At 39.8% G+C, this 26,879-nt stretch carries 30 protein-coding genes and 1 pseudogene; 18 read left to right on the plus strand and 13 right to left on the minus strand.

The genetic code is table 11. From position 1 onward, the window contains the following. Window positions 1-64 precede the first annotated feature (64 nt). Together J7Q84_RS04830 and J7Q84_RS04835 are read left to right on the plus strand one after the other, a co-directional pair. A complete protein-coding gene (locus tag J7Q84_RS04830) occupies window positions 65-748 on the plus strand; it encodes a response regulator transcription factor (protein ID WP_209093306.1) in 684 nt (227 codons plus the stop codon). Further along, window positions 741-2,156 carry a HAMP domain-containing sensor histidine kinase gene (locus J7Q84_RS04835; RefSeq protein WP_247739098.1) on the plus strand — a complete coding sequence of 472 codons (1,416 nt, stop codon included), beginning with the start codon at window positions 741-743 and terminating at the stop codon, window positions 2,154-2,156. Before J7Q84_RS04830 ends, J7Q84_RS04835 begins: the two co-directional genes overlap by 8 nt. Window positions 2,157-2,221: 65 nt before the next feature. On the opposite strand, the gene J7Q84_RS04840 is transcribed toward J7Q84_RS04835, so the two are convergent. The 3 genes from J7Q84_RS04840 to J7Q84_RS04850 are packed head-to-tail and all read right to left on the minus strand — an operon-like array spanning window position 2,222 to window position 4,566. After that, the gene (locus J7Q84_RS04840; protein WP_209093308.1) at window positions 2,222-3,622 is read right to left on the minus strand and encodes a ferrous iron transporter B; all 1,401 of its coding nucleotides are present in this window, start codon (window positions 3,620-3,622) and stop codon (window positions 2,222-2,224) included. Further along, complete coding sequence (locus J7Q84_RS04845) at window positions 3,573-4,322, minus strand: FeoB small GTPase domain-containing protein (protein WP_209093309.1); 750 nt, start codon at window positions 4,320-4,322, stop codon at window positions 3,573-3,575. Before J7Q84_RS04845 ends, J7Q84_RS04840 begins: the two co-directional genes overlap by 50 nt. Before the next feature lies 1 nt (window position 4,323). Continuing rightward, complete coding sequence (locus J7Q84_RS04850; protein ID WP_209093310.1) at window positions 4,324-4,566, minus strand: FeoA family protein; 243 nt, start codon at window positions 4,564-4,566, stop codon at window positions 4,324-4,326. Window positions 4,567-4,806: 240 nt separating this feature from the next. Between J7Q84_RS04850 and J7Q84_RS04855 the strand changes: the two genes are divergently transcribed. From J7Q84_RS04855 to J7Q84_RS04865, 3 genes are all read left to right on the plus strand, one after another. Then, window positions 4,807-5,721, plus strand: coding sequence for an ABC transporter ATP-binding protein (locus tag J7Q84_RS04855; protein WP_209093311.1), 915 nt, complete (start codon window positions 4,807-4,809; stop codon window positions 5,719-5,721). Further along, complete coding sequence (locus tag J7Q84_RS04860; protein WP_209093312.1) at window positions 5,714-6,655, plus strand: ABC transporter permease; 942 nt, start codon at window positions 5,714-5,716, stop codon at window positions 6,653-6,655. Before J7Q84_RS04855 ends, J7Q84_RS04860 begins: the two co-directional genes overlap by 8 nt. Before the next feature lie 286 nt (window positions 6,656-6,941). Then, window positions 6,942-7,232 carry a hypothetical protein gene (locus tag J7Q84_RS04865; RefSeq protein ID WP_209093313.1) on the plus strand — a complete coding sequence of 97 codons (291 nt, stop codon included), beginning with the start codon at window positions 6,942-6,944 and terminating at the stop codon, window positions 7,230-7,232. Between the two features lie 209 nt (window positions 7,233-7,441). On the opposite strand, the pseudogene J7Q84_RS04870 reads toward J7Q84_RS04865, so the two are convergent. After that, a pseudogene (locus tag J7Q84_RS04870) lies at window positions 7,442-8,008 on the minus strand (histidine phosphatase family protein). 234 nt (window positions 8,009-8,242) lie between these two features. Here J7Q84_RS04870 and J7Q84_RS04875 point away from each other — a divergent pair. Further along, a complete protein-coding gene (locus J7Q84_RS04875; protein WP_209093314.1) occupies window positions 8,243-8,737 on the plus strand; it encodes a DoxX family membrane protein in 495 nt (164 codons plus the stop codon). A 179-nt stretch (window positions 8,738-8,916) separates the two neighbouring features. After that, a complete protein-coding gene (locus J7Q84_RS04880; RefSeq protein WP_209093315.1) occupies window positions 8,917-9,567 on the plus strand; it encodes an acetate uptake transporter in 651 nt (216 codons plus the stop codon). A gap of 164 nt (window positions 9,568-9,731) precedes the next feature. Here the strand turns inward: J7Q84_RS04880 and J7Q84_RS04885 are convergent, their stop codons facing one another. Continuing rightward, entirely contained in the window at window positions 9,732-10,136 is a 405-nt protein-coding gene (locus tag J7Q84_RS04885; RefSeq protein WP_209093316.1) for a hypothetical protein, read from the minus strand. 232 nt (window positions 10,137-10,368) lie between these two features. On the opposite strand from J7Q84_RS04885, the gene J7Q84_RS04890 reads away from it, so the two are divergent. After that, complete coding sequence (locus J7Q84_RS04890) at window positions 10,369-11,172, plus strand: protein phosphatase 2C domain-containing protein (protein ID WP_481747532.1); 804 nt, start codon at window positions 10,369-10,371, stop codon at window positions 11,170-11,172. Window positions 11,173-11,603: 431 nt separating this feature from the next. Here J7Q84_RS04890 and J7Q84_RS04895 read toward each other — a convergent pair whose 3' ends face one another. The 3 genes from J7Q84_RS04895 to J7Q84_RS04905 are packed head-to-tail and all read right to left on the minus strand — an operon-like array spanning window position 11,604 to window position 12,963. Next, window positions 11,604-11,762 carry a hypothetical protein gene (locus J7Q84_RS04895; RefSeq protein WP_209093317.1) on the minus strand — a complete coding sequence of 53 codons (159 nt, stop codon included), beginning with the start codon at window positions 11,760-11,762 and terminating at the stop codon, window positions 11,604-11,606. Window positions 11,763-11,805: 43 nt separating this feature from the next. Continuing rightward, complete coding sequence (locus J7Q84_RS04900; protein ID WP_209093318.1) at window positions 11,806-12,006, minus strand: hypothetical protein; 201 nt, start codon at window positions 12,004-12,006, stop codon at window positions 11,806-11,808. A 15-nt stretch (window positions 12,007-12,021) separates the two neighbouring features. Continuing rightward, the gene (locus tag J7Q84_RS04905; protein ID WP_209093319.1) at window positions 12,022-12,963 is read right to left on the minus strand and encodes a hypothetical protein; all 942 of its coding nucleotides are present in this window, start codon (window positions 12,961-12,963) and stop codon (window positions 12,022-12,024) included. A 260-nt stretch (window positions 12,964-13,223) separates the two neighbouring features. Between J7Q84_RS04905 and J7Q84_RS04910 the strand changes: the two genes are divergently transcribed. From J7Q84_RS04910 to J7Q84_RS04920, 3 genes are read left to right on the plus strand one after another with little or no spacing between them, the layout of a single operon-like run. Next, window positions 13,224-14,780 (plus strand): fatty acid--CoA ligase, encoded by a 1,557-nt coding sequence (locus J7Q84_RS04910; protein WP_209093320.1) that lies wholly within the window; start codon window positions 13,224-13,226, stop codon window positions 14,778-14,780. Beyond that, window positions 14,780-15,931 (plus strand): CaiB/BaiF CoA transferase family protein, encoded by a 1,152-nt coding sequence (locus tag J7Q84_RS04915; RefSeq protein WP_247739088.1) that lies wholly within the window; start codon window positions 14,780-14,782, stop codon window positions 15,929-15,931. The genes J7Q84_RS04910 and J7Q84_RS04915 overlap by 1 nt, the downstream gene beginning before the upstream one ends. Then, entirely contained in the window at window positions 15,928-17,538 is a 1,611-nt protein-coding gene (locus J7Q84_RS04920) for a long-chain fatty acid--CoA ligase (protein ID WP_209093321.1), read from the plus strand. Before J7Q84_RS04915 ends, J7Q84_RS04920 begins: the two co-directional genes overlap by 4 nt. 81 nt (window positions 17,539-17,619) lie before the next feature. Here J7Q84_RS04920 and J7Q84_RS04925 read toward each other — a convergent pair whose 3' ends face one another. Beyond that, window positions 17,620-18,816, minus strand: a complete 1,197-nt coding sequence (locus tag J7Q84_RS04925) for an alanyl-tRNA editing protein (protein WP_209093322.1) — start codon at window positions 18,814-18,816, stop codon at window positions 17,620-17,622. Between the two features lie 144 nt (window positions 18,817-18,960). Between J7Q84_RS04925 and J7Q84_RS04930 the strand changes: the two genes are divergently transcribed. Continuing rightward, on the plus strand, window positions 18,961-19,365 hold the full coding sequence (locus tag J7Q84_RS04930) for a hypothetical protein (protein ID WP_247739089.1): 405 nt from the start codon (window positions 18,961-18,963) through the stop codon (window positions 19,363-19,365). Window positions 19,366-19,394: 29 nt separating this feature from the next. Here the strand turns inward: J7Q84_RS04930 and J7Q84_RS04935 are convergent, their stop codons facing one another. Beyond that, on the minus strand, window positions 19,395-19,553 hold the full coding sequence (locus J7Q84_RS04935) for a XapX domain-containing protein (protein ID WP_209093323.1): 159 nt from the start codon (window positions 19,551-19,553) through the stop codon (window positions 19,395-19,397). A gap of 245 nt (window positions 19,554-19,798) precedes the next feature. Here J7Q84_RS04935 and J7Q84_RS04940 point away from each other — a divergent pair, with 245 nt between their 5' ends. Further along, window positions 19,799-21,034 (plus strand): MDR family MFS transporter, encoded by a 1,236-nt coding sequence (locus tag J7Q84_RS04940; protein ID WP_209093345.1) that lies wholly within the window; start codon window positions 19,799-19,801, stop codon window positions 21,032-21,034. 57 nt (window positions 21,035-21,091) lie between these two features. Here the strand turns inward: J7Q84_RS04940 and J7Q84_RS04945 are convergent, their stop codons facing one another. Next, entirely contained in the window at window positions 21,092-21,472 is a 381-nt protein-coding gene (locus J7Q84_RS04945; protein ID WP_209093324.1) for an Hsp20/alpha crystallin family protein, read from the minus strand. Between the two features lie 252 nt (window positions 21,473-21,724). Further along, window positions 21,725-21,868: a small acid-soluble spore protein P gene (locus J7Q84_RS04950; protein WP_209093325.1), complete on the minus strand. Its 144-nt coding sequence runs from the start codon at window positions 21,866-21,868 to the stop codon at window positions 21,725-21,727. Window positions 21,869-22,010: 142 nt separating this feature from the next. Here J7Q84_RS04950 and J7Q84_RS04955 point away from each other — a divergent pair, with 142 nt between their 5' ends. Further along, a complete protein-coding gene (locus tag J7Q84_RS04955) occupies window positions 22,011-22,271 on the plus strand; it encodes a hypothetical protein (protein WP_209093326.1) in 261 nt (86 codons plus the stop codon). Between the two features lie 39 nt (window positions 22,272-22,310). On the opposite strand, the gene sspO is transcribed toward J7Q84_RS04955, so the two are convergent. Continuing rightward, window positions 22,311-22,460, minus strand: coding sequence for a small acid-soluble spore protein O (gene sspO, locus J7Q84_RS04960; RefSeq protein WP_209093327.1), 150 nt, complete (start codon window positions 22,458-22,460; stop codon window positions 22,311-22,313). A 272-nt stretch (window positions 22,461-22,732) separates the two neighbouring features. Between sspO and acnA the strand changes: the two genes are divergently transcribed. The 4 genes from acnA (at window position 22,733) to J7Q84_RS04980 (ending at window position 26,661) form a co-directional block, all read left to right on the plus strand. Further along, entirely contained in the window at window positions 22,733-25,456 is a 2,724-nt protein-coding gene (gene acnA / locus J7Q84_RS04965; protein ID WP_209093328.1) for an aconitate hydratase AcnA, read from the plus strand. Window positions 25,457-25,603: 147 nt separating this feature from the next. Then, window positions 25,604-26,158: a peroxiredoxin family protein gene (locus J7Q84_RS04970; RefSeq protein WP_209093329.1), complete on the plus strand. Its 555-nt coding sequence runs from the start codon at window positions 25,604-25,606 to the stop codon at window positions 26,156-26,158. A 170-nt stretch (window positions 26,159-26,328) separates the two neighbouring features. Beyond that, the gene (locus J7Q84_RS04975) at window positions 26,329-26,469 is read left to right on the plus strand and encodes an FbpB family small basic protein (RefSeq protein WP_209093330.1); all 141 of its coding nucleotides are present in this window, start codon (window positions 26,329-26,331) and stop codon (window positions 26,467-26,469) included. Between the two features lie 57 nt (window positions 26,470-26,526). After that, complete coding sequence (locus J7Q84_RS04980; RefSeq protein WP_209093331.1) at window positions 26,527-26,661, plus strand: acid-soluble spore protein N; 135 nt, start codon at window positions 26,527-26,529, stop codon at window positions 26,659-26,661. The last annotated feature ends 218 nt before the right edge of the window (window positions 26,662-26,879 follow it).

Raw genomic sequence — 26,879 nt, forward strand, 5'->3', positions numbered from 1 at the left:
ATAGAGGAGAACAGCATCATTGGATGATTTTCATAAGGGATGAAAATAGAAGGGGGGAAGGCGTTTGAAGAAAATCTTAATTATTGAAGATGAAATGGCGATTGCAAAAGTACTCAGCGCCTATTTAAAACAAGCGGGATTTCAAGTCAAGATTGTCTCTGATGGCAGCAATGCGATGGACTGTTTCATTGAATATAAGCCTTCTTTAGTTTTGCTTGATGTGATGCTTCCCTATCGAAGCGGATGGGATATTTTACAGCAAATTCGACAGATGAGTTCATGTCCAGTAATTATGCTGACTGCGCTTGGACAGATGAAGGAAAAACTACAAGGATTTTCTGAAGGGGCAGACGATTATATTACAAAACCGTTTGATCCAGACGAGGTTGTAGCTCGTGTACATGCTGTGATGCGCAGGTCTGTACATGTAGCGGATAAGGCAACAGGAATTGTATATGGAAATTTAAAAATTGATATTAAGGGGCGAAACGTCTATGTAGCAGGAGTGTCTGTGGAAGTATTGCCAAGAGACTTGGCTGTTCTTTTATTTTTAGCGGAGCATCCGAATCAAACCTTTACGCGGGAACAGCTATTAGATTGTATATGGGGAATGGATTATGAAGGCAGCGATAGAGCGGTCGATTTGTCTATTAAACGATTGCGAAAAGCGCTGAAGGGATGGGATACAATGTCTGGAGAAATTAAAACATTACGAGGATTGGGGTATCAATTTTGTGTCTATGAATAAAAAAATCCCCTTGCTGCAGTATTGGACGAAACGGTATTTTATCATTTTATTATGCAGTCTAGTCATTGTTGCGCTGTTATCGGGATGGTGGATTCGAAATACAAAACTGGAAAATCGGCTGCGTGTATTTGAACTGTTTGCGCAAGATGTTGCTGAAAAACTAAGCACTTTTGATTTGCAGCAAAACGGCAGTATACATAAGCAAATCAAGCAGCGGGCTCGCCTGTTTTATCAGAATCGTCCATTTGGTAAAAACGTTGCAATCTATATTGTAAGTGGGAACGGAAAAGTCATTTTTCAAAATAACAAGGTTGGAAGAGTAGAAGAAATATTAGCAGGAAACGATATGATTTCCTACGAAAGTGCAACAAAAGAAATAGAAACGAGCAATCATACGACTTGGTATATGATTGGTAATCCGATTGAAAGGAATGAAAGATTTGTAGGAACTCTCTATTTTTTTGTTCCTAAATCTGAACTCACCTCACAAAATCGTAAAGATTATGCTCGGCTCAGTTTATTTTTAATTGGGCTCTGCTTTTCGGGCTGGCTTGTTATTTATTTGCTTTCAAAAAAGCTTGCAAATCCGATTCGCAAGGTTGCGTATGCGGCGAAGCAGGTAAGTAAGGGCAATTATGATGTGGAAATAGACGAGGATATACCTGAAAAAGAATTATATGAATTAACGACTTCCTTTAAGGATATGGCTCATCGTTTGAAACAGCTGGAAGAGCTGCGGACAATGCTGCTGGCAGGAGTGACACATGAATTAAAAACACCTGTCACTTCTATAGGAGGATGCATACAGGCGGTTAAGGATGGTGTGGTCACAGGTGACGAGGCAGGTGAGTTTTTGGATATGTCCCTGCAGGAAGTTAAGCGTCTTCAAAGCATGATAGAGGAATTGCTCGATTTTAATGCGTTTGCTTCGGGGGTAGTGGCAGTAGAGCATAGGGAGTTTTCTGTAAAGGAACTGTTGCTACAAACCGTGCAAAAATGGCAAGTAATTGATGGTAATGAAACTGTTCCCTTACGTATAGAGATAAGAGATGAAATGACAGCCATAGGTGATACTAATCGAACTCAGCAAATTATTTTAAATTTATTGAACAATGCAAAAGAAGCAGTGCAAGCTGGGGGCGAAATACAGGTATCATTATATGAACGAGACAATAGACAACTGGCTGTTGACGTTTCAGATACAGGGACAGGTATTTTAGCAGAAGAACAATCGCTCATTTTTGAACGGTTTTATAGAGGTAAGGAGCGTAATTATAAAAAACGGGGTTTAGGGCTCGGGTTGCCGTTAAGTAAAATGCTAGCAGAAGCACAAGGCGGAGAGTTAGTATTAAGGAGCAGTGTTGTAGGAAAAGGTTCCACGTTTACACTTCTGCTTCCAAAGGTGTAAGAAAAAGTGGTTATAAGAAATAGATTCAAATTTTAATTAGAAAAAGCCGCCAAAGCGGCTTTTGTTTATAATAATCCTAACGCTCTTACTGTTTGGGCTACGATAAAGGTAACGGCAATCGCAATGCCGGTTGGAATGGCGAACGATAAGAACGTCCATTTTTTGCTTTTTGTTTCCTTATAAATATTGACCAAGGTTGTGCCGCATGGAAAATGAAGCAGTGAAAACAGCATCATGCTTAACGCTGTCAGCCACGTCCACCCATGATTAAGGAAGATTTGTTTTAATTCGGTCATACTTTCTACTTCTGTTAATGCTCCTGTAGACAAATAAGCCATCAGAAGAATAGGAACAACAATCTCGTTAGCCGGCAGTCCGATAATAAAGGCCGCTAAAATATAGCCATCCATTCCTAATAACTGGGCAAATGGGTCCAAGAAGTTGACAAAATGGACAAGGATGCTAGTATCCCCGATATAAACGTTTGCCAACACCCATGTTAATATTCCAGCAGGAGCAGCTACAACAACAGCGCGGCGCAGCACGTTAATGGATTTATCAATAGATGCCCGTACAACAGTCTGCATAATTTTCGGGCGGCGATATGGCGGCAGTTCTAGTGTGTAATGAGTTGGAACACCGCGCAAAGCCGTTTTAGAGAGTACCCAGGAAACGGTCAGTGTAACAACAATCCCAAATAAGACCATACCGACAAGAGTTAACGCTGTCACTAATGTTTGAATGCCTCCTGTATAGCCTGCTGCCATAAATAAAGAGGCAAGTAAAATCAGCGTCGGCCAGCGTCCGTTACATGGAACAAAGTTGTTGGTTAAAATGGCTAACATGCGTTCTCGAGGAGATTCTATAATACGGGTAGACATGATAGCAGCGGCATTACAGCCGAATCCCATTGCCATAGTAAGAGATTGTTTCCCATGTGCACCAGCCCGTTTGAACAAACGGTCCATATTAAAGGCTACGCGTGGCAGATATCCGTAGTTTTCTAACAGGGCGAATACAGGGAAAAAGATTGCCATCGGAGGCAGCATAACACTGACAACCCAGCCAGTTCCTCGGTACAGCCCTAACACAAGAATGCCGTATAACCAATCTGGTGAGTGTACTGCTTCAAAGCCTATTTTCAAATATCCTTCAATCCAATTAAAGAAAGAGGCCAGCATAGCAGAAGGAACATTTGCACCGGCTATCGTTAAGTAAAATACGACCCCAAGCAGAATGAGCATAATGGGAAATCCCCAAATAGGAGACGTGAAAACTTTATCCAGCTTTTCGGAGCGTTGTAACAAACTTTTATCTTTGTATGTGACAACATTGTCACATAATTGTTTAGAAGATTGATAGATGCTTCCCACAATGTGATCGCGAATATCTTCCTTTACAAACCCTTCTGCATAATTAATGATATGATCCAGAGGAAGGGGCTGATTGCTTGAGCGTGACTCCATGTTTTGCATCCTCCTTTATACTGGGTTTTTTATAACGCTTCTGCAGTGTTTCCAGAAATTTTTTGTCGCCGTCGAGGATACGAAGTGCGATCCAGCGTGCAGGATAAATATCGCCAAAAGCAGCTTGAATTTGCGGTTCGAGCTTTGCAATCATGTCTTCGATATCCTCTTTATACTTTACTTGATAAGGAGATGTAGCGATTGAACCTTTTGCCATTTGCTCAATCGTGTTTAGCAGCTCTGGAATGCCTGTTTTGTTTCTAGCAGATATTTTTATAACTGGAACACCGAGCTTTTGAGACAAATTCTTTTCATCAATAGTAATGCCTTTTTTCTTAGCTTCATCAATTAAATTGATACAGACTACTACACGAGAAGTCATTTCCAATACTTGAAGCGCCAAGTTTAAATTTCGTTCCATTGCTGTCGCATCCACCACAACAACTGTCACATCGGGCTTATCGAATAAAATATAATCACGCGCGACTTCCTCATCGGCAGAGTTGGAATATAAAGAGTACGTCCCTGGAAGGTCGACAACCGTATATGTTATTCCATTATGATCATATTCCCCTTCTGCTTTTATAACTGTCTTTCCTGTCCAGTTGCCTGTATGCTGACGCAGTCCAGTTAATGTATTGAAAAGAGTGCTTTTCCCGGTATTTGGATTTCCGGCCAATGCAATTCGATATGTTTGCATATTAATCCTCTCCTATAAGTTTTGCGAAAATTTTTGAGCTTTCTTCTTTTCGTAAAGCAATGGTAGTATTACTGACTTGGTAGGCTACAGGGTCACCAAGCGGACTTTTTTGCAATACCTTCACTGTCGCTCCTGGTATAAACCCTAAATCTAGCAATCGTCTTTTCATCGTACCTTCTAAATTCATTTTCTCGAGCTGTACTAATGCTCCGGTTGGAAATTCTGACAATGCTTGTAATTGCATAAGTTGTACTCCTCTCCCCAACAATAAATTCGTAGTATGTCCTGATACAATATATTTTCATTATAACCATTTTTTTGCCCTAGGTAAAAACATTTTGTTTAATTCTATTCTTAAATGCCTGGTTTTGTTCCATTTTTTTCGAAAGATTGGAAAAGTCGCCTGAAAAATAATTTGTTTTGGTAGTTTATGCTCTCTTATAATAATAAGAAGTACTTTTAAATAGAAAAGATGTGATAAAGTATGGAGCATATTCTGAAAGCAGAAGGCATTACGAAAAAAATAGGCGATAAAACAATCGTGAAGACATTGTCATTTCATATGAAACGAGGTGAAATATTAGGGCTTCTCGGTCCAAACGGAGCCGGTAAAACGACGACGATGCGAATGATGACAGGGCTGATTTCTATAACAGACGGAGATGTCCTTGTTGAAGGGAAAAGCATACAAACGGATTTTAAACGAGCCATTTCTAAAATTGGAGTTATCGTGGAGAATCCATCATTTTATCCGTTTTTAAGCGGGTATGATAATTTAAAATATTATGCGCGGATGAACAAAGGAATCACAAAAGGTCGTATAGATGAGATTGTTGAATTGCTTGGCCTTGAGCATGCCATTCGTAAAAAAACAAAAACATATTCACTTGGAATGAGACAGAGGCTAGGGATTGCACAAGCATTATTACATAAGCCCTCTATACTTATACTGGATGAACCGACAAATGGGCTTGACCCTGCTGGCATTCGTGAAATGCGTGATTATCTGAAAGATATTGCGAGGCAGGAAGGAACGGCTATATTAGTGTCAAGCCATTTATTAGCGGAAATTGAATTAATGTGTGACCGCGCTGTTATTATTCAAAATGGGGTATTTGTGAAAGAATACGACATTACAAAGACAATTGAGGAAACTGAAGAATTTACATTTGTAGTATCTGATGTGAAACGGGCAGCGGACTGTTTAAAGCAAGAGGAGAAGGCGGAGATAATTCGCATGAAGGACGATGCCGTATTGGTACGCACGACAGAAAAAAATATTCCTGCTATCGTTCGTCTGTTTGTCGCTCACAATGTAGATTTGTATTTTATTTCCCGTTCGAAACAGAGCTTGGAAGATATTTTCTTAGAAGCGACAGGAGGAAATGTCATTGATTAACCTCACCTATAATGAACTTTTAAAAGTCTGGAAGCAAAAGGTGTTTATTGCTCCGTTTATAATTTTACTCATTCCGGTTATTATCCTCGGAAGATGGGATGTTGTTGCTCAGCAAAATGCAAAAGACAAAACATCCTGGAAGCAGGAGCTTATGGAACAAAATGAAAAACATCAAAAGGAATTGGCAAAAGGAGAGGTGCCAAGCTTGATGGCAAAGCAGATGAAAGATGAGATCAAGCTGAATGAGTACCGTCTTGAGCACAATCTTCCACCGGATGTGCAGCACAGTCTCTTTGGCTTTATGAAATCTTGTACAAATTTGGTGACACTTGTAAGCTTGATTTTAATTACGTATGCAAGCTCCATGATATCAAAGGAGCACCAATGGGGAACTATGAATTTTCTAATGGTGCGTCCGGCTCTGCGTACGGAAATCTTGTTATCTAAGTTTGCTGCGGTGATAGTTTTATACATCCTATTATGTGGTGTTTTAGCATTATTTTCATTTGGAGAAGGCGTACTTATATACGGATTGTCCATGAACTCATATCCTGAATTGAAAATCGTGAACGGTGCTATTATCGAGCAATCTGTTGCAATTGACATTGTGAAATCCTATGTATATCAATTTTTGCCAGTACTGTTTTATGCAACAGTTGCTTTTACTCTTTCCACGATTTTAAAATCGAACGGCCCTGCTATTATTATAGCCGTTGTCATAACTGCAGTAAGTGATCCGATTGCTCAGGTTTTGAGTCAGTACAGCTGGAGCAAGTTCCTTGTGTTTGCCAACACAGATTTGCTTATGTACGAAAACGGTGTACCGTTAATGGAAGGAATGACACTTAGCTTTTCAGTTGTAATGCTGCTTGGGTATATTGGCGTGCTGCTTTTACTTTCTTTGCTGGTGTTTAAACGCAGAGACTTTATTTAATTTTTGTGCATTTGTTCACAGGAAGTTCACTTTACCCTGTTAGAATATAAACAGAATAATAATAGAGGTGTATAGGTATGAAGTTTAAATATCGTATGATCATTGGTACTTTCGCTTCGTTTTGTTATCTTCTATGGTATCTGCAGTAACATACATGCAATGTAAAAAGTCATCTGAAAACAGACATTTTTCTCCGAAGAATGTCTGTTTCTGTATAACGGAAAAGCTTTATTTTTTTCATTTTTTCTTTATAATGTAGGATAACAATAAATAAGGAGAGGTGCTTATGTTCTTGCTGGAATGGATGGATGCAAGCAGCCTATTTGATGGAATTCAATGGCTGATTGCAATTGCTTCTTTACTGGTTGTACTTGAAACAGCACCTCTTTTTATACGATGTGTTCCTTTGATTCACCATGCTGCCGCTTCAGAATTACAGACAGAAACACGTTCATCGAAGCGTGACGGCAGCACAGCTTTCTTTCTTTTCCGTATATTTCAAATGCTGCATTTCCTTGCTTGTGTCATAAGACGAAAAGACGGTACGGACGGACATATACTTCTTCTTGTTCAGTAGTGATACCTAATACAAGGAGGAGACAAATATGTGGATTCGATTTGTTCTTATCGGTTTTTTCTCAATGTCAGCACTTTCTTTGATGAGCTATCAAATATGGGAAATCATGCATGCTTATTTTGATATGTTTTTCCATAGACACTAAAAGCAAAAGGGACTATCGCTAGCAAGATAGCCCCTTTTTTTGTGAAAATCAAAGCAATGACTTTTTATTTTCCCTCCTGCTCTTTCCAGATTGTTGATATAGATATTAAGGTGTTCCCATCAAAGGTCAGCTTAAAAATATCAGGCATTTGAAGAGAGTGCCAAAAAGAAAAATCATAGGTTGCATCGAAATAATTCATAATAAGTGTCATGATATCCCCGTGTGTGCCAAGTACAATATTTTTTCCTTCGTAATCTTGTAAAATACGTAATATACAATCTGTGCCTCTTTTTTGAGCAGCTTGATTGGATTCTCTGCCTTCCCAACAAAATGCAGGGTCCTCCCATACTTTTGTAATAGCTGCATGAAAATCATCTACTGGATGAGCGCATAACACGCGTTCTCTTAGGTCATTCTAGATATGGAGTTGCAAATGAAAGTAGGAAGCGGCTCGTTCAATTGTTTGAACCGCTCGTTTATATGGGCTGGAAATGACTGCATGTATTTGTTCTTCTTTGAGCAATTCTGTTACTTGTTTGGCATCTGTCATTCCTTTAGCTGATAACGGTCTATTCAGCTCATCTGGCGTATAAGCGGAATGAGCGTGACGAACTAAATATAGATTTGTCATCGTTGGCATCTTCATATTCTGTTATGTATAGTGTACAACAGTGAAAATTGCGAAATCATGCACCTATATTATAGAAAATTTATGAAGAAATAGACATAAAACAGTAGTGGTATTCATGTTTCTGCACATTTACTATGAAAGTTTATTGTTTGTGAATAAACTCACAATTTGTTCGTTGTTTTTTAATTGAAGAGGTTTATTATGAAAGAGTACTTATAAAAAGGAGGAGATTTTGTGTTTCTTTCTTATCTTCGCGAAAATAAATTGGTGAGTTATGTATTAGCAGCAATTCGTCTGTACTTAGGGTATACGTGGTTTACGGCAGGACTAGGAAAAATTCAAAACGGATTTGATGCTTCTGGATTTTTACAGGGGGCAATTGCAAAGGCTGCAGGTGATCATCCCATGGTGCAAGAGTGGTGGGCATCGTTTTTGCAATCATTTGCTGTACCAAACGTCGAATTATTTAATGTGTTGATTCCTTGGGGTGAACTAGCAGTAGGGCTAGGATTATTATTGGGATTTTTAACGACTGCGGCAGTGTTTTTCGGAATGGTAATGAACTTTGCGTTTATGTTCAGCGGCACAACCAGCACAAATCCGCAAATGCTCTTGCTTTCGATTTTTATCATAGTGGCGGGCGCTAATGCAGGGAAGTTTGGTGTAGATGGCGTCATGAAGAAAAAAGGAATATTTAAAGGAAGAGAGCGTTCAAAAACAACAGATTGAGCCAATCGACGAAAAGACCTTGGAAGCAAGGTCTTTTTTATTTCTTAAAGTGATGAATACGCATGTTCCCAAGTTTCATAAGTTTTTCAGAGAATTTATGTTGTGATAGTATAATCACTTTTATATTGCTTACACTACTCTCAAATGGATGTTTCTGGATTTGAGGGGTTGATATAGAAATGAACGAAGCAAAGAAGGTAAGAATAGATGGAGCGGACGGAACGCCGCTCGGGCTGCTTGGATTTGCAATGATTACGCTGCTCAGTTCATCAGAAAAATTCGGTTGGACAGAAGGCATTTCTTTTATCCTTCCATGGGCGATTTTTTTAGGGGGATTTGCTCAATTGTTTGCCGCGTTGCAGGATGTTAAGCATAAAAATACATTTGGGGCAACTATATTTGGAGGGTTTGCGTTATATTGGTTTGCGGTAGGGGTTTCTTGGTTGATCCAGCTTGGTGTTTTTGGAGAAACGTTGGCAAATAATGTGGATACACGGCAATTAGGAATAGCCATTGGCGGGTACTTAATTTTCACGCTTTCGTTAACAATTGGAGCTGCGGAAACAAATAAAGTATTATTTGTTAATTTTATTCTTATTGATATTTTGCTGCTTTCATTATTTTTAATTTCATTTAATGTTGCTACTACCATATTTAGACCGTTGGCTGCGTATTCTGAGTTCATTATCTCCTTGCTCTCCTTTTACGGCTGTATGGCATCGGTATTGAATAATCATTTTGAATATACGTTCTTGCCTGTAGGAAAGCCTCTGGGGGTTTTCAAAAAATTGCGTAGGGAACGCCATTTTCAATCAAAGACAGGGTCTTGAGAACAGCGCATAATTATATTCCTCGGTATAGCAAAAACAAGAGGAGAAACTAATCCTCTTGTTTTTGCTATGTCTAATTTTATCCCTCACTCGGTAAGATTCCTCTTTCAACATAAGTAGTCATAATTTTATTAGTCGAAGAATCGTGCTAGAAAAGCCTCATTTTATTTATGTAATAACTGCTTTTTTAAAGACTTTGCAATGTCTTTGGGTAACATTCCATAACTCTCATCTTTGTCGCTGCTCAAAAGTGTTGCTGTCTCGCTTTTCTGATTAAACCAAATGTTGTATACCACCTCTTGCTTTCTGTTTTTGTATGTTACCTTTGCCAATATATCTTCTTTTCTAGCCATTGAAGGAATTGCATCCTTACTCCATTTAATATCGTTAAACTTGCTTTCTAAATCATGTAAGGCTGTTTGACCTGAAATGGTTGCTTTGCTTCCATAGCTTCCATCTGGTTGTGCTTCTTGAATCACAACCTTTGTCATTTGTCCAGATTCCTTACTGCAGCCTGATATAATTACCGCAAAGGTAAAAATGGTCAATAGATAGCCTTGTTTTCTCATACAAAGCACCTCCTAATTGTTCTCACGCCACATGAAAATAATAGTAAGAAATATTCACCAAGGGCCTTCAAATTCCTTTATCCTCCCCAAGAGCATTTTTTATCTTATATAAGAATAAAAAACGAATTTCATAATAAATTTGTCTTGAATAAAGTAGATATAGGAGTGGTAATTACACACAGGCAAAATGGAACTCAGATTCCAATTTACATCGATACAAAGGGGGAGCAGGGTGAAGGCAGAATACATTATGAAAAGAAGTCCATTAAAGCAGGAGAGTGAGGATGCCTATATAATAAACGAAAATATGCACATATATGGTGTATGTGACGGAGCAACCCCGATTATTCCATTTCAAGACAAGAACGGTCATAACGGCGCTTTTTTAGCTGCGAATCTGTTTAAGCAATATTTCGAGACTATACAAGAAGAGGATTCATTAGCAGCCCATATCATGCAAGCAAACCAGCGATTACGTGAAGCGATGCTCGATCATCGAGTTGACGTTACAAACAAGCAGCAGTTATGGTGTACATGTATTGCTGTTATACGGATTACAGAGAACAATCTTATGTTTGCACAATTAGGAGACAGTATGATTGTGGTAAGATACAAAGACGGATCTATTAGAGTACTAACAAAGGATACGGTGAAAGGAATTGGAGAACGAGCGCGGTTAAAAAGAAGGGAAGAGAGAGGCAGAGGATTTATTGTACCGGACGAAAGTGTGTTTGCAGATAGAAAACAACAAATTCTGTATAATCGTACGTTGGCTAATACACCGAATGGGTATACAGTGGCAAATGGCTCAATAGAAGCAGGACAGTTTATACAACACGGTATAGAAGCTATAGATACAATAAAAAATATTTTGATTTGTTCGGACGGACTGTTTCATCCCGTTCTTTCTTTAGAAGAAGTGGCACATGCTGTGTGGACAAACGGTCTAGAACAATATGTGGAGAATTTAGGAGACTTTGAATATAAGAGAGGCTTGCATCCTGATGATAAAACAGCTGTTGTGATTTCGCTGTAGGGGAAGGGCATGAATATAAAAAATTTCATTTTCTCAAACTGCTTCAAGAGTTGAACAAGATTCCAAAACTCGTAATCCATCATACAGAAAAAGGATGGGATGTAAATAAGAAGCATCAATATCATCAAAGCTTACGGTAGGATATAATTATTTCATCGAAGAAGACGGCATAATCAAAGAAGGAATCGGTCTATATGAAGGTATGCATCTGATAGGTCATCTAGTAATTTGAGTAAGAATGTGCCGACAGAGGAGCAACTGACGGCGCTGAAGGTGTTATACAGGTATTTGCTTACAAAATTCAATCTAACAATGATATTATTGGACATCAAGAGATAAGCAGAGTGACAAACACATGTCCGGGCTTGCGGCTTAATCTGGATGAAATGCGGAAAGAAATAAAAAAAGCTGCAATAGTAACAGGCAGCTTGTTAGCCGATATCTCGTTTTTGACGAAGCCATTTTTTTCCGAGCTCCGTACGAGGCTCCAAAGAAAATGTTTTTTTCTCAAATCCGTGCTTTGCTAAATACACTTTAACGGGATTCTCAGTATGAGGATTCTTTTTTTTTCTAAAAAAAGATATGGACAAGGAAGTCACCTCCATGATGTAGTCTTGCCCATATAGTATATTCTTACGTACGCTTTGACGTGTCAAATCCATACAATCGATTGATTTTTCGCTCAAAGTTTTGAATAACTGCGTCCTTGCTTTTTGAATATTTATTTTTGCGTATAATATTTACAAAATCTGCTGTTTCCAGCTGCCGCTCTGGAGAAGAAGGAGCAGGTGAGTGAGCCAGCTGTATGTACCGCGGTTCTTTTCGTTTCGTCATCAACGTTGCCTCCTCTTAGCAAATCATTGGTTTTTCAGGTTCTAATATACGCTCGTATACAGCTCGAACCGCAAATTCATTTAAGGTATTAGATAATGCATGTAAATGCAGCTCATCAGTTTTATCAAAAGTATACTCTGAACTGTACAGAAATACTAATAAAAATGAATTATCCTGTGCGGATGAAAAAAGAATAGGAGAAACGACCGCAGATTGTCTCGTTCCTGTATCTGTAAAACTAATGCTTTCTTTTGTATTTTTTGCCTCAAGGCCCAATTCTCTCACAAAGCGAGGCATATGCTTGATTTTTTCCTCCTCCAGTACATCCTCAAACACTTCAATAACCTCATAATTAAATCGTATATGCAGCTCTTCCCTATAGGTCATCTCCATAATAGCTATTACTTCTTCTACTAAGCTTTTTGCTTCAAGCTTCATACCTTCATCAATATAAGGTTTAAATTTATTGATGTAAAACTCTTCATTGGAAATGGTACTTAAAATGGCAAGGCGATAGTATTCAAATTGTCTGCTGTTTTCAAGCTCGACAGCCGCTGCCTCTACAATTTTATCCGCTTCTTTTTTGTATTCAAAGCCGAATATGCGGATATGCTCCATCCGCATGAAAGGAATGCGGACAATAAAGGACAGCGCTCCGAATGCAATCAACAAAATGCCAATCATAACAACCTGCATAATAGCCTTGTTTTGTAAAATGGCTTGCATAAGATCTTTGGCACTATTCATATGCGGCGGATTTAGAAAGGAATCTGCATGCAGCCAAAATACGGTAATCATGCTTCCGACAAGGAAAAGGGTAAGGATAGCAGGGAGAATTTTAAGTATGGTTTTATACCATTTCGCAACTTCTTCGACAATATCCTTTCGGATGAAGAAGGGAATAGTTAGCAAGCTTCCAAGTATTGATCCGAGCAGCAAACAAATCGCATATTTCATCAGAAGGGCTCCTTTATATAGTTCTACAATAAGTGTACCATATTCGGAATATTCCTTCTATTTTAGTTTATCGTTAAGGAATACGATGTAGAACTTTATCTATATTTTAGTTAAAAAGTGAGAAGGAAAGTATTAATAAATTGTCGAATATAAAAAATAAAGTTTATTCAGAAAATTAAAATAATTATCACTAGTAGTATTGAGTAGTTGCTGCAATTGTCCTTTTTGAAAGCTTTTCACATTCGTAAGGAGGGGTTCGTTTGGGCATAACGTTAGGAAGAATGCTAGAGATAACAGTAGGTAATGAACCGAACAAGGAAGCGATTGTAGAACCGGCAAAAAATATTCGTTGGACATACAGCGAATGGAATATGCAGGTGAACAAGCTTGCAAGTGCTCTGCAAAAGAGCGGGGTACGAAAAGGGGATAGAGTTTCCTCGTTTTTATTTAACTGTCAAGAAATGGCGACAGCTCTTTTTGCTTGTGCGAAAATCGGTGCGGTATTTAATCCCATCAACTTTCGACTAAAGCCGCAAGAGCTGGCCTATATCCTTGAGGATGCTTCGCCTAAGATTGTATTGTTTGAGCAAGCACTTGCTCCTCAGGTTGGCAGCATACATAAGCAGTTTCCTCAAATACAGTTTTGGTATATTGATGAAAATCCGCCTGAATATGCTGTTTCGTATCACCAGCAGCTTTTAACTACGTCTGCAAATTATATTAAAGTGGATGTAGAGGAGGATGATATTTGCTCCATTATGTATACAAGCGGCACAACGGGTCACCCAAAAGGAGTCCTGCACCGTCATCGTGAAATGATGGAACAAAGTCTTATGTGTGTTGCATATATAGGTTATAACGGGCAAAGTCGCGGATTAGTAACAGCTCCTATGTTTCACTGCGCCGAATTGCATTGCTGCTTTATTCCGCGGGTACATAGCGCAGCAACAAACGTTATTCTTCACCATTTTGATGCAAAAACTGTGCTGCAAACGATTCAAGATGAGAAGATAACAGTCTTATTTGCAGCACCGACGATGTGGAATATGCTGCTTCAGGAAGATATTACAGCATACAATTTATCATCTTTACAGCGAGGGCTATACGGGGCGGCTCCAATGGCGCCTGCATTAATAAAAGCTTGTCATGACAAACTGCATGTAGAGCTTATTCAAGCCTATGGCATGACAGAAATGGGTCCTGCAGTCACGTTCTTACGAGAGAACGAGCAGATTGCAAAGGTAGGCTCTGCCGGAAAAGCGGGGTATAATCACGAAATTCGGATTGTGCGCCCGAATGAAGAGGGGCCTTCTGAGCCGGATGATATTCTTCCTCCTTATGAAATCGGTGAGATTATTATGCGAGGCCCGTGCTTGATGGCAGGCTATTACAAAAAAGAAGACGCGACAGCAAAAGCTCTTTATAAGGGATGGTATCATTCAAGCGATTTAGGGTATTTAGATCAAGACGGATACTTATATGTTGCAGACCGTGTGGATGACATGATTATTAGCGGCGGTGAAAATATTTACCCTCGTGAAGTAGAAGATTTTCTATTTACACATAACAGCGTTCTTGATGTCGCAGTACTTGGCGAAAAAGATGAATTGTGGGGGCAGCGCGTTGTTGCGTACGTTGTGAGTAAAAATAAAGAATTAACGAGTGAGGAGCTGGACGAATATTGCAAAGCCAGCGACGCTTTAGCAGCTTACAAACGCCCGCGCCGTTACGTATTCGTCAATGAATTGCCGCGCAATGCAAGCGGAAAAACACAAAAGTTTTTGCTTCGTGAGCAAGCAAGGAGGAGTACTGTTTGATGCATCAAACTAAAAAAGCTATAGAAGATCGTATGCTGCAGGGAATCGTTATCTTGGATTTTTCTCACTATTTGCCGGGACCGTTTGCAACGATGCGGTTGGCAGATTTGGGAGCAGAAGTGATTAAGGTTGAGCCGCTGCATGGCGACTTGGCGAGAGGGTTTAATAGTGAAAGCCGCGCTCTTTTTGATGCGAATAATCGAAGCAAAAAGAGTGTGGCGATAAATGTGAAGCATCCTGAGGGAAAAGAGCTCGCCCTTCGTTTGATAGAAAAAGCGGATGTGGTGCTTGAAAGCTTCCGCCCCGGTGTCATGAACAAGCTGGGTCTTGGGTATGAAGAAGCGTGCAAAGTTAATCCGGGCATTATATACGCATCCCTAACCGGCTATGGTCAAAATGGAGAATTTGCTAAATTTGCCAGTCATGATTTGAATTTTATGGCGGTGAGCGGTGTACTATCACAACTGAAGGATAAAAAGGGTGCCCCCATTCACCCGAAGCTGACGTTTGGAGATGAAATAGGCGGCATGCATGCATCAGAAAGGATTTTAGCTGCCTTACTCCAAAAAGGGAGGACTGGACGGGGCTGTTACTTAGATATTTCGTTAACAGACAGCTTAATTATGCTGATGAACACCCATGTCATGCTGGAAAAGCAGCTCGGTAAACAGTACGGGCTTAATGCACTGGGCGGTAATATCGTTTCGTATTGTATTTATCCAACGAAGGATAATCGATTTGTAGCTTTAGGGGCAGTAGAAAGCAAGTTTTGGACACGCTTTTGTGAAGCGGCCGCACGCCCGGATTGGATACAAAAGCAATATGATCGGGCATGTGAAGGGGAAAGCGTGTATGAAGAAGTCAAGGCGTTGTTTGCTGGACAATCATTAGCATTTTGGTGTCAGTTTGCAAAGGAAGTGGATTGTTGTTTAACTCCGGTGCTGGAAACGGAAGAGCTCTCTGAGTCGGCTTATACTCAGCATATATTAACGACCGATGGTTATGTGCTTGCCCATCCAGAAGGAGAAGTTTCTCCTCCTCCGCAGCTCGGTGAGCATTCATATGAAATCTTTGAAAAGCAGCTTGGGCTTTCCAAGCAAGAGATTGCTAATTTACAAAATGAAGACATTATAGGGGGAATAACAAAATGATGAATGTACCTTTAACAATTACTTCTATGCTTGAGCGCGCGGAAAAGTTTTTTAAAAAGAAACAAGTTGTATCACGAACGCACTCTGGAATTACAAAATATACATATGAAGAAATGGGTAAGCGGACGCGCCGTTTGGCAAGTGCTCTTACTAAATTAGGCGTACAGCGCGGGGAAAAAGTGGGAACATTCGCGTGGAACCACCATCGCCATTTAGAAGCATATTTCGCTATTCCAGGAATGGGAGCGGTGTTGCATACGATTAATATTCGCTTATCGCCAAGCCACATCTCTTATATTATCAATCATGCAGAGGACGAGCTAGTATTCATAGATGAAGATCTTGTTCCGCTAATTGAGGAAATAAAGGATGAGATTCCAACAGTAAAAGCGTTTATCATTATGACAGATAAAAAGGAGCTTCCACAAACAACATTGCAGCCTGTATATTCCTACGAGCAGCTGCTTGCAGAAGGAGATCCATCCTTCCCGTTTTTACAAGATATTGACGAGAATGAGCCGGCTGGTATGTGTTACACATCAGCCACAACAGGTAATCCAAAAGGAGTTGTCTACACTCATAGAAGTACAGTGCTTCACTGTATGAGTTTAGGATTAGCTGACAGTGTAGGGGTATCTGAAAATGATATTACCATGCCGGTTGTTCCGATGTTTCATGTAAACGCTTGGAGTCTGCCGTACGCAGCCGTATGGTTCGGTTCTACTCTCGTACTGCCTGGCCCAATGTTCACCCCAAAGGTGTTGCTAGAGTTAGTTGAAGAAGAAAAAGTAACGATAACTGCAGGAGTGCCGACCATTTGGCTTGGTCTATTAAAAGAATTAGAGGAAGGAAATTATGATACTTCCAGTCTAAGAGCGACTCTTTGCGGCGGCTCCGCTGCTCCGAAAGCGATGATTGCGGCTTTTGAACAAAAATACAATATTCCATTTATCCATGCCTACGGAATGACAGAAACAAGCCCGCTTGTAACGTTGGCGAGATTGAAGAGCTATGAAACAGAATTGGAGCATGCTGACCAATTAAATATTCGTGCAAAGCAAGGGTATTTAGTACCTGGAGTGGATATGAAAGTGGTTGGAAAAAATGGAGAAGTGAAATGGGATGGAGAAGAAATCGGAGAACTTCTTCTACGCGGACCGTGGATTGCAAGCGAGTATTATAATGATGAGCGAACAGCAGATGCCTTTAAGGACGGTTGGCTACATACAGGTGATGTTGTTACTGTTGATGAGGAAGGAAGCATCAAAATTGTGGATCGCATAAAAGATGTGATTAAAAGCGGCGGAGAATGGATTTCCTCCGTTGATTTGGAAAATGCATTAATGGCGCACGAAGCTGTCTTTGAAGCGGCAGTTGTTGGTGTACCGCATCAAGAGTGGCAGGAACGCCCGATTGCATGTGTAGTATTGAAAGAAAATGTAAAAGTGGAAAAAGAAGAGCTGTATGAATTGCTTCGTCCTCAGTTCGCAAAATGGTGGCTTCCAGATGATATTTTATTCCTTTCTGAAATTCCGAAATCATCTGTAGGAAAGTTTTTAAAGCGTGCACTGCGTGAGCAAATTAAAAACTATTATGTGCAAAGCTAAAATAACAGTACAAAACCTACCAAGCTAGTTTGGTAGGTTTTGTTATAGAATAAACAAAAAGAACGGGGTAAAATCGTTCTGTTATTTACAAATTATAGAAATAAGCTGTTCTACAAATTCTGCTCCTGTTATGACAGCTTTCCCCCCGCCGCGTGCGCTCTGCGGATTGCCTCCTCCTTTTCCATCAATAAGAGGAAGGGCTTCTTTAATAATAGTATTCATATTTTTTTCGACTGCTTTTCCACGTGCACAAATGCATTGCAGCTTTTCATCTTGTGTTGTAACAAAAAGGACTACCGCAAAATTATCTTGTTCAGTAATGATAGCTGCTAGTTTTGCCAAGTCCTGCATGGAGCGTTCTGTGAATACATGGGAGATTAATTTTCCGAACGGCTCTTCTTTTGCAGATGACAGTAAATCCTTTGCCTCAAAAGTGAACAGCGAATCATTCGCTTCTCGCAGGGACTTTTCAAGCTCCTTCTGAGAAAGAATAGCTTGCTCCATTTTTACAGGCAAGTCCTCTTCTTTACTATTAAACAGTCTAACGGCTTCTTTTACTATCGCTTGTTTTTCATGTAAGGTGCGGATTGTCCGCCAGCCGCATACAAATTGCAGACGAATATTTCCTTTATGGCGCTCCCACCCTAAAATTTTAATTGGCCCGACCTCTCCGGTCCGCTCTGGATGCGTCCCGCCGCAGCCGTTATAGTCAAAATCTTCAATTACGACAACGCGAATGTTTTCGGTGACAGTCGGAGCTTTGCGAAGCGGCAGCTTTTTAGCCTCAGCTTCGTCAACCCAGCGGATGGTGATTGGACGATTTTGAAAGACAATCTCATTTGCAAGTTTTTCTGCCTGTTTTGCTGTGTCAGGTGATAAATCAGCAGTGGCAATGTCGATAGTCGATACCTCTTTCCCAAGGTGGAAGGCAACAGTAGGAATACCGAACTTTTCAATGAAAGCAGCCGATAGAATGTGTTGTCCTGCGTGCTGCTGCATATGATCGAACCTACGCTTCCAGTTAATTTCGCCTGATATTTCTCTTCCTTGCAGCTTTTCTGTTATGTAATGGCGGATTTCTCCGTTGATTTCTTCGACGTTCTCGACAAGAACGCCGTTTAGAGTTCCGGTATCATGAGGCTGTCCGCCGCCTGTCGGATAAAAAGCTGTATTCTCTAGCACGGCATATAGCTTTCCGCTCTCGTCATAGTCTTCTTGTATAAGATGAGTAGTGAATGTTTGTATATAAGCATCTTTATAATATAATGTATCTTTCATAATCACAATCTCCTTTTCACAGTTTACTTTCCCTATTGTAGCGGATTTGTTAGCATTTTCCTAACAAAAAAGAAAAGCCAAATAAATCGTTTCTTGCTATAATGGATAAAAGTTTTATTTTTCTGAAAAAAGGGAGGGAGCAACATGAAGCAAGACATGAAGTACGAAGAAGGCGTTCGCAAACTTATTGATATTAGTAAAGATATTTCGGAATTATATCGACAAATGAATGAAATCATTGCTCATTTGAAAGAATGCAATAAGGAAAGTATTCGGTTTGACCCTCTTTACATAAAGGAATTATTATATAAAAACACATGGCTGACAGAAGTATATGATACGATGCTTGTACATATTTGCATCAATGAATGCTTCGATATGAAAAGCTGGCTGGCCGGTGAGTATACATTTGATATGGAGGAAATAGAAAGCTGGGTGGCTGATTTTAATCATCGCCATGCAGCAAGCATAAAAACGGAAGAAGTGTTAAAATCGATGCAGTTTGAATACGGTGTAGATTTAGCGCTTTCCCGAAGCGGACGAGCATAAAAAAAAGACGCCTAGTGAGCGTCTTTTTTTTATTTGACAAACATGAAATATAAAAGCTGTCCTAAATATACACCGACGATTCCTACAATACCTACAATGGTAGGCGGGGCAGGAATGGGGAGCTTAATAGCAGAAAACAACACTCCCACAATTAGGCCGGCAAGGGTTGAGAGTAAGACATCTTTCATGGCTTCACCTTCTTTCTTGTAGTTGTTGTATAGATATTATTATCTTTACAGGCGTTTTTATCCAAATTAGAAAAATATGAGAAATATTTATGAAGTGCTGAAAGCAGGAAGTTTTGAAAAGGTTGCAGCACTAGATCCATTATAAAAATATTGCTTCACTTTATGTAAAATTCATTTATAATTAGAAGATAATTTTGAGAATTGTTACACTTCATGTACTTCAAAGCGAGAAAGCTGGTGGTCATTTGGGCAGTAAATTAGCATCTGTGCATCCAATCGGATGGAACATTATTATCGGGACTTTATTTGCAAGATTAGCAAGCTCTATGAGCATGCCGTTTTTAGCTATTTATTTGACCTCAACAAAAGGTGTCTCTCCTGCCATGACAGGGATGATTATCGCAGTGAGCGCATTGGTTGGGGTGTTTTCGAGCTTTATTGGCGGCAGTTTATCTGATCAATACGGTCGAAAGAGGATAATGCTTAGCTCCATAGGGGTATGGATTTTTGTATTTATCGGGTTTGCGTTTGCAGATCGTATAGTATGGTTTTTCGTATTGAATGCTTTGAATGGTATATGCCGTTCTTTTTTTGAGCCGACGTCGCGAGCGTTGCTGTCAGATATCACAAAGCAGGAGAATAAGCTGTTGATTTTTAATTTACGGTATGCGGCGATTAATGCTGGAGTAGCAGTTGGCCCGCTGATTGGGTTACAGCTGGGAAGTGCCAAGTCAACTATGCCGTTTTTGATAGCGGCAGGCGTGAACCTAGTGTATATGCTGTCTCTTCTGCTTCAATTTAAGAAATATGAAATAGGGGAAACTATAGCTGCTCCAAAAACGAGAGTTTCTTTGAAGCAGTCCCTTCAAATTTTAGGGAAAGATACGGTCTTTTTATTGGCGCTTATCGGTATTATTTTAGGGAATGCAGGATATTCTCAGTTCTCATCGACGCTGTCGCAATACTTTGCAAATGCGCCTGCTTTTCATGATGGAGTACAGTTATTTTCTCATATACTTGTCTTAAATGCAGTTACGGTTCTGATTGTGCAATATCCGGTAACTCGTGTTGGAAAGAAATATTCTGCACTTGTATCAATCATGCTTGGAATTTTTATTGTGAGTTTAGGTCTGCTCGGTTTTGGAATGCTTCAGTCTGTGCCGCTTTTGTTTGCCTGCGCAATATTATTTACAATTGGTGAAGTATTGATGTTTTCCATGTCAGATTTATTTATCGATCAAATTGCTCTCCCGCATTTAAAAGGCACCTACTTTGGGGCGATGGGCTTTGCAGGTTTTGGCGGAGTAATTGGGCCATGGCTTGGCGGTATGCTGCTGGATGCATATGGGTATGGCAGTGGGTCTGTCGTGTTTTCTTATTTGGCTTTTTTATGTGTACTCGGCTTTCCAATGCTGTTTTTTGTGAAAATTATGCTGCAAAAAAGAAGCTCCCAAAACGATACGATCAAAATGCATGCATAGATATCCCGAAAAGGACGTGAATTCACGTCCTTTTATTGTACCGGTTTTGTTAGAAAGCTACTCTATAAATAAGATGGTTGTTTCATTTGTTTGTACTTCTTCTACTTTGGATATATGGATTTCCACTACGCCGTTATCAAACAGAGCCTCCATTTTTTTATACATGACTTTAACCGGAAGCTGAATTTCTCGAATAAGAGAACCTTCTGTTTGTTTCCCTTTTATCACTATAATACGTAACCCATCATTTGTTTTTTCAATGGAAACTTCTTGCTGACATACGCATGGCAAATCAGCTTCTAAAATATATTCCCTTTCTGTTTCAAATAAATCTACATGAATATCATTTGGAGTATAAGGATCTGCAAAAAACTGATTCATCCAATGCTCAAAACCTTCAACTTGAAAGTAGCAGTCCTTTTTCTTTTTTCTACACATGAAGCGAACCTCCGTCTGTTCTAATTAGTACTACAATATTCATGTGAAAGATAGACGTGAAGGCGAATAGACAAGCTTTACGAAATAAAGTGAAGGAATGTGAGGTGAGAATATGTCTGAGGAATTTCTGTTCATTATTACATTATGAAAATAAATGTTTAATATGTAAGGAGAGACAAGGGGAGAGAAAATAATTTTGTATGCAAAAACGTAAAGAAGGACAATGCTTGTTTCGCATTGTCCTTCTTTACGTTACATGTCGTGATGACTGTGATTTTTTTGTCTGGAGTGCTTGCGGTTTTTTACCTTGTGAGAGCCGCTTAATGGTTCAGGCTGCCCGGACGGCTGTCCTTTTGCAGAGTTTTGACGTATATCTTTCCCGGTGTTTTTTTCCATGCGGTGTTCCTCCTTTTTTGTATGCGAGGGAAGTTAGTTCCCATGATTTTAGGATGGTAGGATTTTTTATATTTATACTCGTATGTTTTCTTTCGGAAAAACGAATGATATAAGGGACTATTAAGAAAGTGGGGTGTGGACTGTGCCGTATCATAAAAATAAACAACAGGCATTTCAAGCTGCGCAGCAAGGGACAAAAGAAGCAATGGACATTGGGCAAAATATTGTGAGAAATGACCCTGATTATGCACAACATCTAAAAGAGCTGAAACAAGAAGTAAATGAAGCGTATATGCAAATTGAAAATGCGCTCGAAGTTGCATCGGAAACACAGCGTCAACAGCTTGAAAAGTACCAGCAGGATTTGCAGGGTATTATGAGCAGTATGAATGAATACGAGTAAAAACCCGCACATAGCGGGTTTTTTTATGGAATCAATGCACTACTGATTTTTTTTACGTTTTTTATTGTTTTGACGCTGCGCAGGTGTTAACGGTTCGTTTGAAAACTCCTCATTATATCCGGCACCATTTCCTTGTGCAGATGCCGCATTCATGCCTGGAATAACATGATTTGCTTTACGCTTGCCCATTCTCGTCACCTCCCCTAAAATACAGCCACTAGTAGAAGGGATTCTACTGAAACAGTATAATATTTTATGGAAATAGTATTTCGAAAAAGTGTCGTCTCTATGCGTATTGTCTTGCAATAACAAAAACTTATGAAAAACAATAAGTTTCTTATTATTTACTTATGTCACAATTTGTAATAAGATATTATCATAAGGTATTGAAAAGTTAGGATATATAGTATTTTCCGACAATTCAACACTGCTTACTAGTACAAACAGGGGGGAATTTCAAAATGGTAAAGAATGATTCTTTCAACGCACGCTCTACGTTCGAGGTGGAGGGCAAAACGTTTCATTATTATCGTTTGAAAGCGCTTGAAGATGCAGGAATCGGTAATGTTTCTCGTCTTCCTTATTCTATTAAAGTATTACTTGAATCCGTTCTTCGTCAAGTGGACGGTCGAGTTATTAAAAACGAGCATGTAGAAAACTTGGCAAAATGGGGCACAAGTGAAGTACAGGATATCGATGTACCATTCAAACCATCTCGTGTTATCCTGCAAGACTTTACAGGAGTACCAGCGGTTGTAGATTTAGCTTCCTTGCGAAAAGCAATGGCAGATATGGGTGGAGACCCAGATAAAATCAATCCTGAAATACCAGTAGACCTTGTTATCGACCACTCCGTACAAGTTGACAAGGCGGGTACAGCAGACTCGCTTCAATTCAACATGGATTTAGAATTCCAACGTAACGAAGAGCGATACCAATTTTTAAGCTGGGCACAAAAATCATTTGACAACTACCGCGCAGTTCCGCCTGCGACAGGTATCGTGCACCAAGTAAACCTTGAATATTTAGCACCTGTAGTGCATGTTCAAGAGTTAGAAAATGGTGAAGTAGTAGCATATCCGGATTCTTTAGTAGGTACGGACTCTCATACTACAATGATCAACGGTATCGGTGTATTAGGATGGGGCGTTGGCGGTATTGAAGCGGAAGCTGGAATGCTTGGCCAACCATCTTACTTCCCAGTGCCGGAAGTAATCGGCGTGAAGTTCACAGGTGCGCTTCCTAGCGGTACAACTGCGACTGATATCGCATTAAAAGTAACACAAGTATTGCGTCAAAAAGGCGTAGTTAATAAATTTGTAGAGTTTTTCGGACCAGGTCTTGCAAGCATGCCGTTAGCTGACCGTGCAACTGTAGCAAACATGGCGCCAGAATACGGTGCGACTTGCGGATTCTTCCCGATCGACGATATTTCTCTAAACTACCTGCGCTTAACAGGCAGAAGCGAAGACCAAGTTCGCGTAGTAGAAGAGTATTGCAAAGCAAACGGATTATTCTACTCATACGATAGTGCAGATCCAATCTACACTAGCCTTGTAGAAATCGACCTTTCTACAATCGTTCCGAGCTTATCCGGTCCAAAGCGTCCACAAGACTTAATTTTGCTTTCTGACATGCAGGAATCCTTCCGTAAAGCTGTAACTGCTCCGGTAGGAAACCAAGGCTTCGGCTTTACAGAAAACGAATTTGATAAAAAAGTAGACGTAACGGTTGACGGTGTTGACACTTCTATGGAAACAGGTGCAATCGCAATTGCAGCGATTACAAGCTGTACGAATACATCTAACCCATACGTATTAATCGGTGCTGGTCTTGTAGCGAAAAAAGCAATTGATAAAGGGCTTGCTGTACCAGCATACGTAAAAACATCTTTAGCTCCAGGTTCTAAAGTTGTTACAGAGTATTTAAATAAATCTGGCTTAACAACTTACTTGGATCAATTAGGCTTTAACACAGTAGGATACGGCTGTACTACATGTATCGGTAACTCTGGTCCGCTTGCACCTGAATTAGAAAAAGCAATTGCGGAAAATGATTTGCTTGTAACATCTGTTCTTTCTGGAAACCGTAACTTTGAAGGTCGCATTCATCCGCTTGTGAAAGCAAACTATCTTGCTTCTCCGCCGCTTGTTGTGGCATATGCGCTTGCAGGTACTGTTGATATAGATCTTTACAAAGATGTAATCGGCAAAGATAAAGATGGCAATGACGTATTCTTAAACGACATTTGGCCGACAACAGAAGAAGTAGATGCAGTAGTAAAATCAGTTGTTACAGCTGAATTGTTCAAAAAAGAATATGAAACTGTATTTGACAGCAACGAGCGTTGGAATGAAATCCAAACTTCTAACGAAGCGTTGTACACTTGGGATGCAGAATCTACGTATATTCAAAATCCTCCGTTCTTTGAAGGATTATCTGAAGAGCCAAGCGAAGTTGAGCCGCTTGCAGCATTGCGTGTAATCGGAAAGTTCGGCGATTCTGTAACAACAGACCATATTTCACCGGCAGGTTCGTTCAACAAGACTACACCAGCTGGACGCTACTTGCTTGACAAAGGCGTAGCGCCTGTTGACTTTAACTCTTACGGCTCACGCCGCGGAAATCATGAAGTCATGATGAGAGGTACTTTTGCGAACATCCGTATTAAAAACCAAATCGCTCCTGGCACAGAAGGCGGATTTACAACATATTGGCCTACTGGAGAAGTGACTTCCATTTATGATGCAGCAATGCGTTATAAGCAAGATGGTACAGGTCTTCTTATACTAGCAGGCAATGACTACGGTATGGGAAGCTCTCGTGACTGGGCTGCGAAAGGCACAAATCTGTTAGGTATTAAAACTGTTATTGCGGAAAGCTTTGAGCGTATTCACCGCAGCAATTTAGTGTTAATGGGTGTGCTTCCTCTTCAATTCAAGGAAGGCGACAATGCAGAAACACTTGGCTTAACAGGAACTGAGTCATTCGCAGTTCACATCGATGAGAATGTAAAACCGCGCGATCTTGTTAAAGTAACAGCAACTGATGCAAGCGGCAACGTAAAAGAATTTGAAGTAGTTGCTCGTTTTGACAGTGAAGTGGAAATTGATTACTACCGTCACGGTGGCATTCTGCAAATGGTATTACGTGAAAAATTAAAAGAATCCAAAGTAACGAAGTAATACAACACAGGCTGTGCATTTTGCGCAGCCTGTTTTTGTTATGATTATAGATAAAATGCTAATGGTATGGTTTAATGAAAGCAGAGAATAATTTTTGACAGGCTGTATAAGTTAAAACTAAACGATGTCATATAAGGAATGATTAACATGTTCAGAAAAATCATAGGAATTTTCTTAGTTCTCAGTTTAATTGGCTATACCGGATATGAGAAATTTATAAAAGAAAAAGAAGCAGAAAAAGGACCGACAGCACAAGAAGTATTTGCAAGCCAAGGGCTAGAAGTCGGAAAGAAAGCACCCGATTTTGAATTGCAGACATTAGATGGCAAAAAGACGAAGCTCTCTGACTTAAAGGGAAAAAAGGTTATCCTAAATTTTTGGGCAACGTGGTGTCCTCCATGTAAAAAGGAACTTCCGGAAATGCAGAAGTTTAACGAAAAGCATGGAGAGGATGTTACAATACTTGCTGTAAACTATACCATTTCTGAAAAAGGAAAAGCGCAAGGCGTACAGCAGTTCGCAACAGAACAAGGCATCACCTTCCCAATATTGCTTGATACAGATTCGAGTGTAAGTAATATGTACAAAATCATCACCATTCCAACCTCCTATTTCATAGATTCGAAAGGCATTATACGGCAAAAATTTATTGGACCGATGACAGAGAATTTTATGGAGAAAACAGTGAAAAAAATGAAATAAGAACCGCAGCGTATATTGCTGCGGTTCTTATTTTACGAATCAATCCGGCTATATGGACAGTTATTTGTATTCTATACTTTCATTAAAAAAACAATTTTCTCACAAATTCGATTAAATCCTCTTTCTTTTGCCTATACTACAATGTAAATAGCATGAAAAGGGTGAGTTATATGAGAAGAACACGAAGAAAATCTTTCGAAGAGCTTGTACTGGAAAATAAACGGGAGTTACTGAGTGATCAAGAGGCAATCCGAAGAATAGAAGACCGTTTAGAAAAGCGGCTAGAGATTCGATTACAGCAAGCAGAATAACAAGCTTTACATAATTTGTGCGCCTTCAAGCATACTACCATTGAGGAGGCGAAAAACATGGGTAATCCAAAAAAAGATTCCAAACACTTTAGACCGAGCCATATTGGTACCAATACAAAAGCAGCAGGTGGCAATAAAGGAAAGCAAATGCAAGATCAAACAGGAAAACAACCAATTGTAGATAATGGATAAAAAAAGGAGCTGAGATCAGCTCCTTTTTATTTTGTGCAATTGCTTCTCGATATCTTTTGGTGTTTGCTGATATCAGGAGGAGCTACGCCGATATATTGGGGTATTCGCCGAAAAGAGGAGGAGCTACGCCGATATATTGGGGTATTCGCCGAAAAGAGGAGGAGCTACGCCGATATATTGGGGTATTCGCCGAAAAGAGGAGGAGCTACGCCGATATA

Origin of the sequence: Bacillus sp. 165 (assembly GCF_017742235.1) — a bacterium.
Taxonomy (GTDB): Bacteria; Bacillota; Bacilli; order Bacillales; family Bacillaceae_G; genus JAGHKQ01.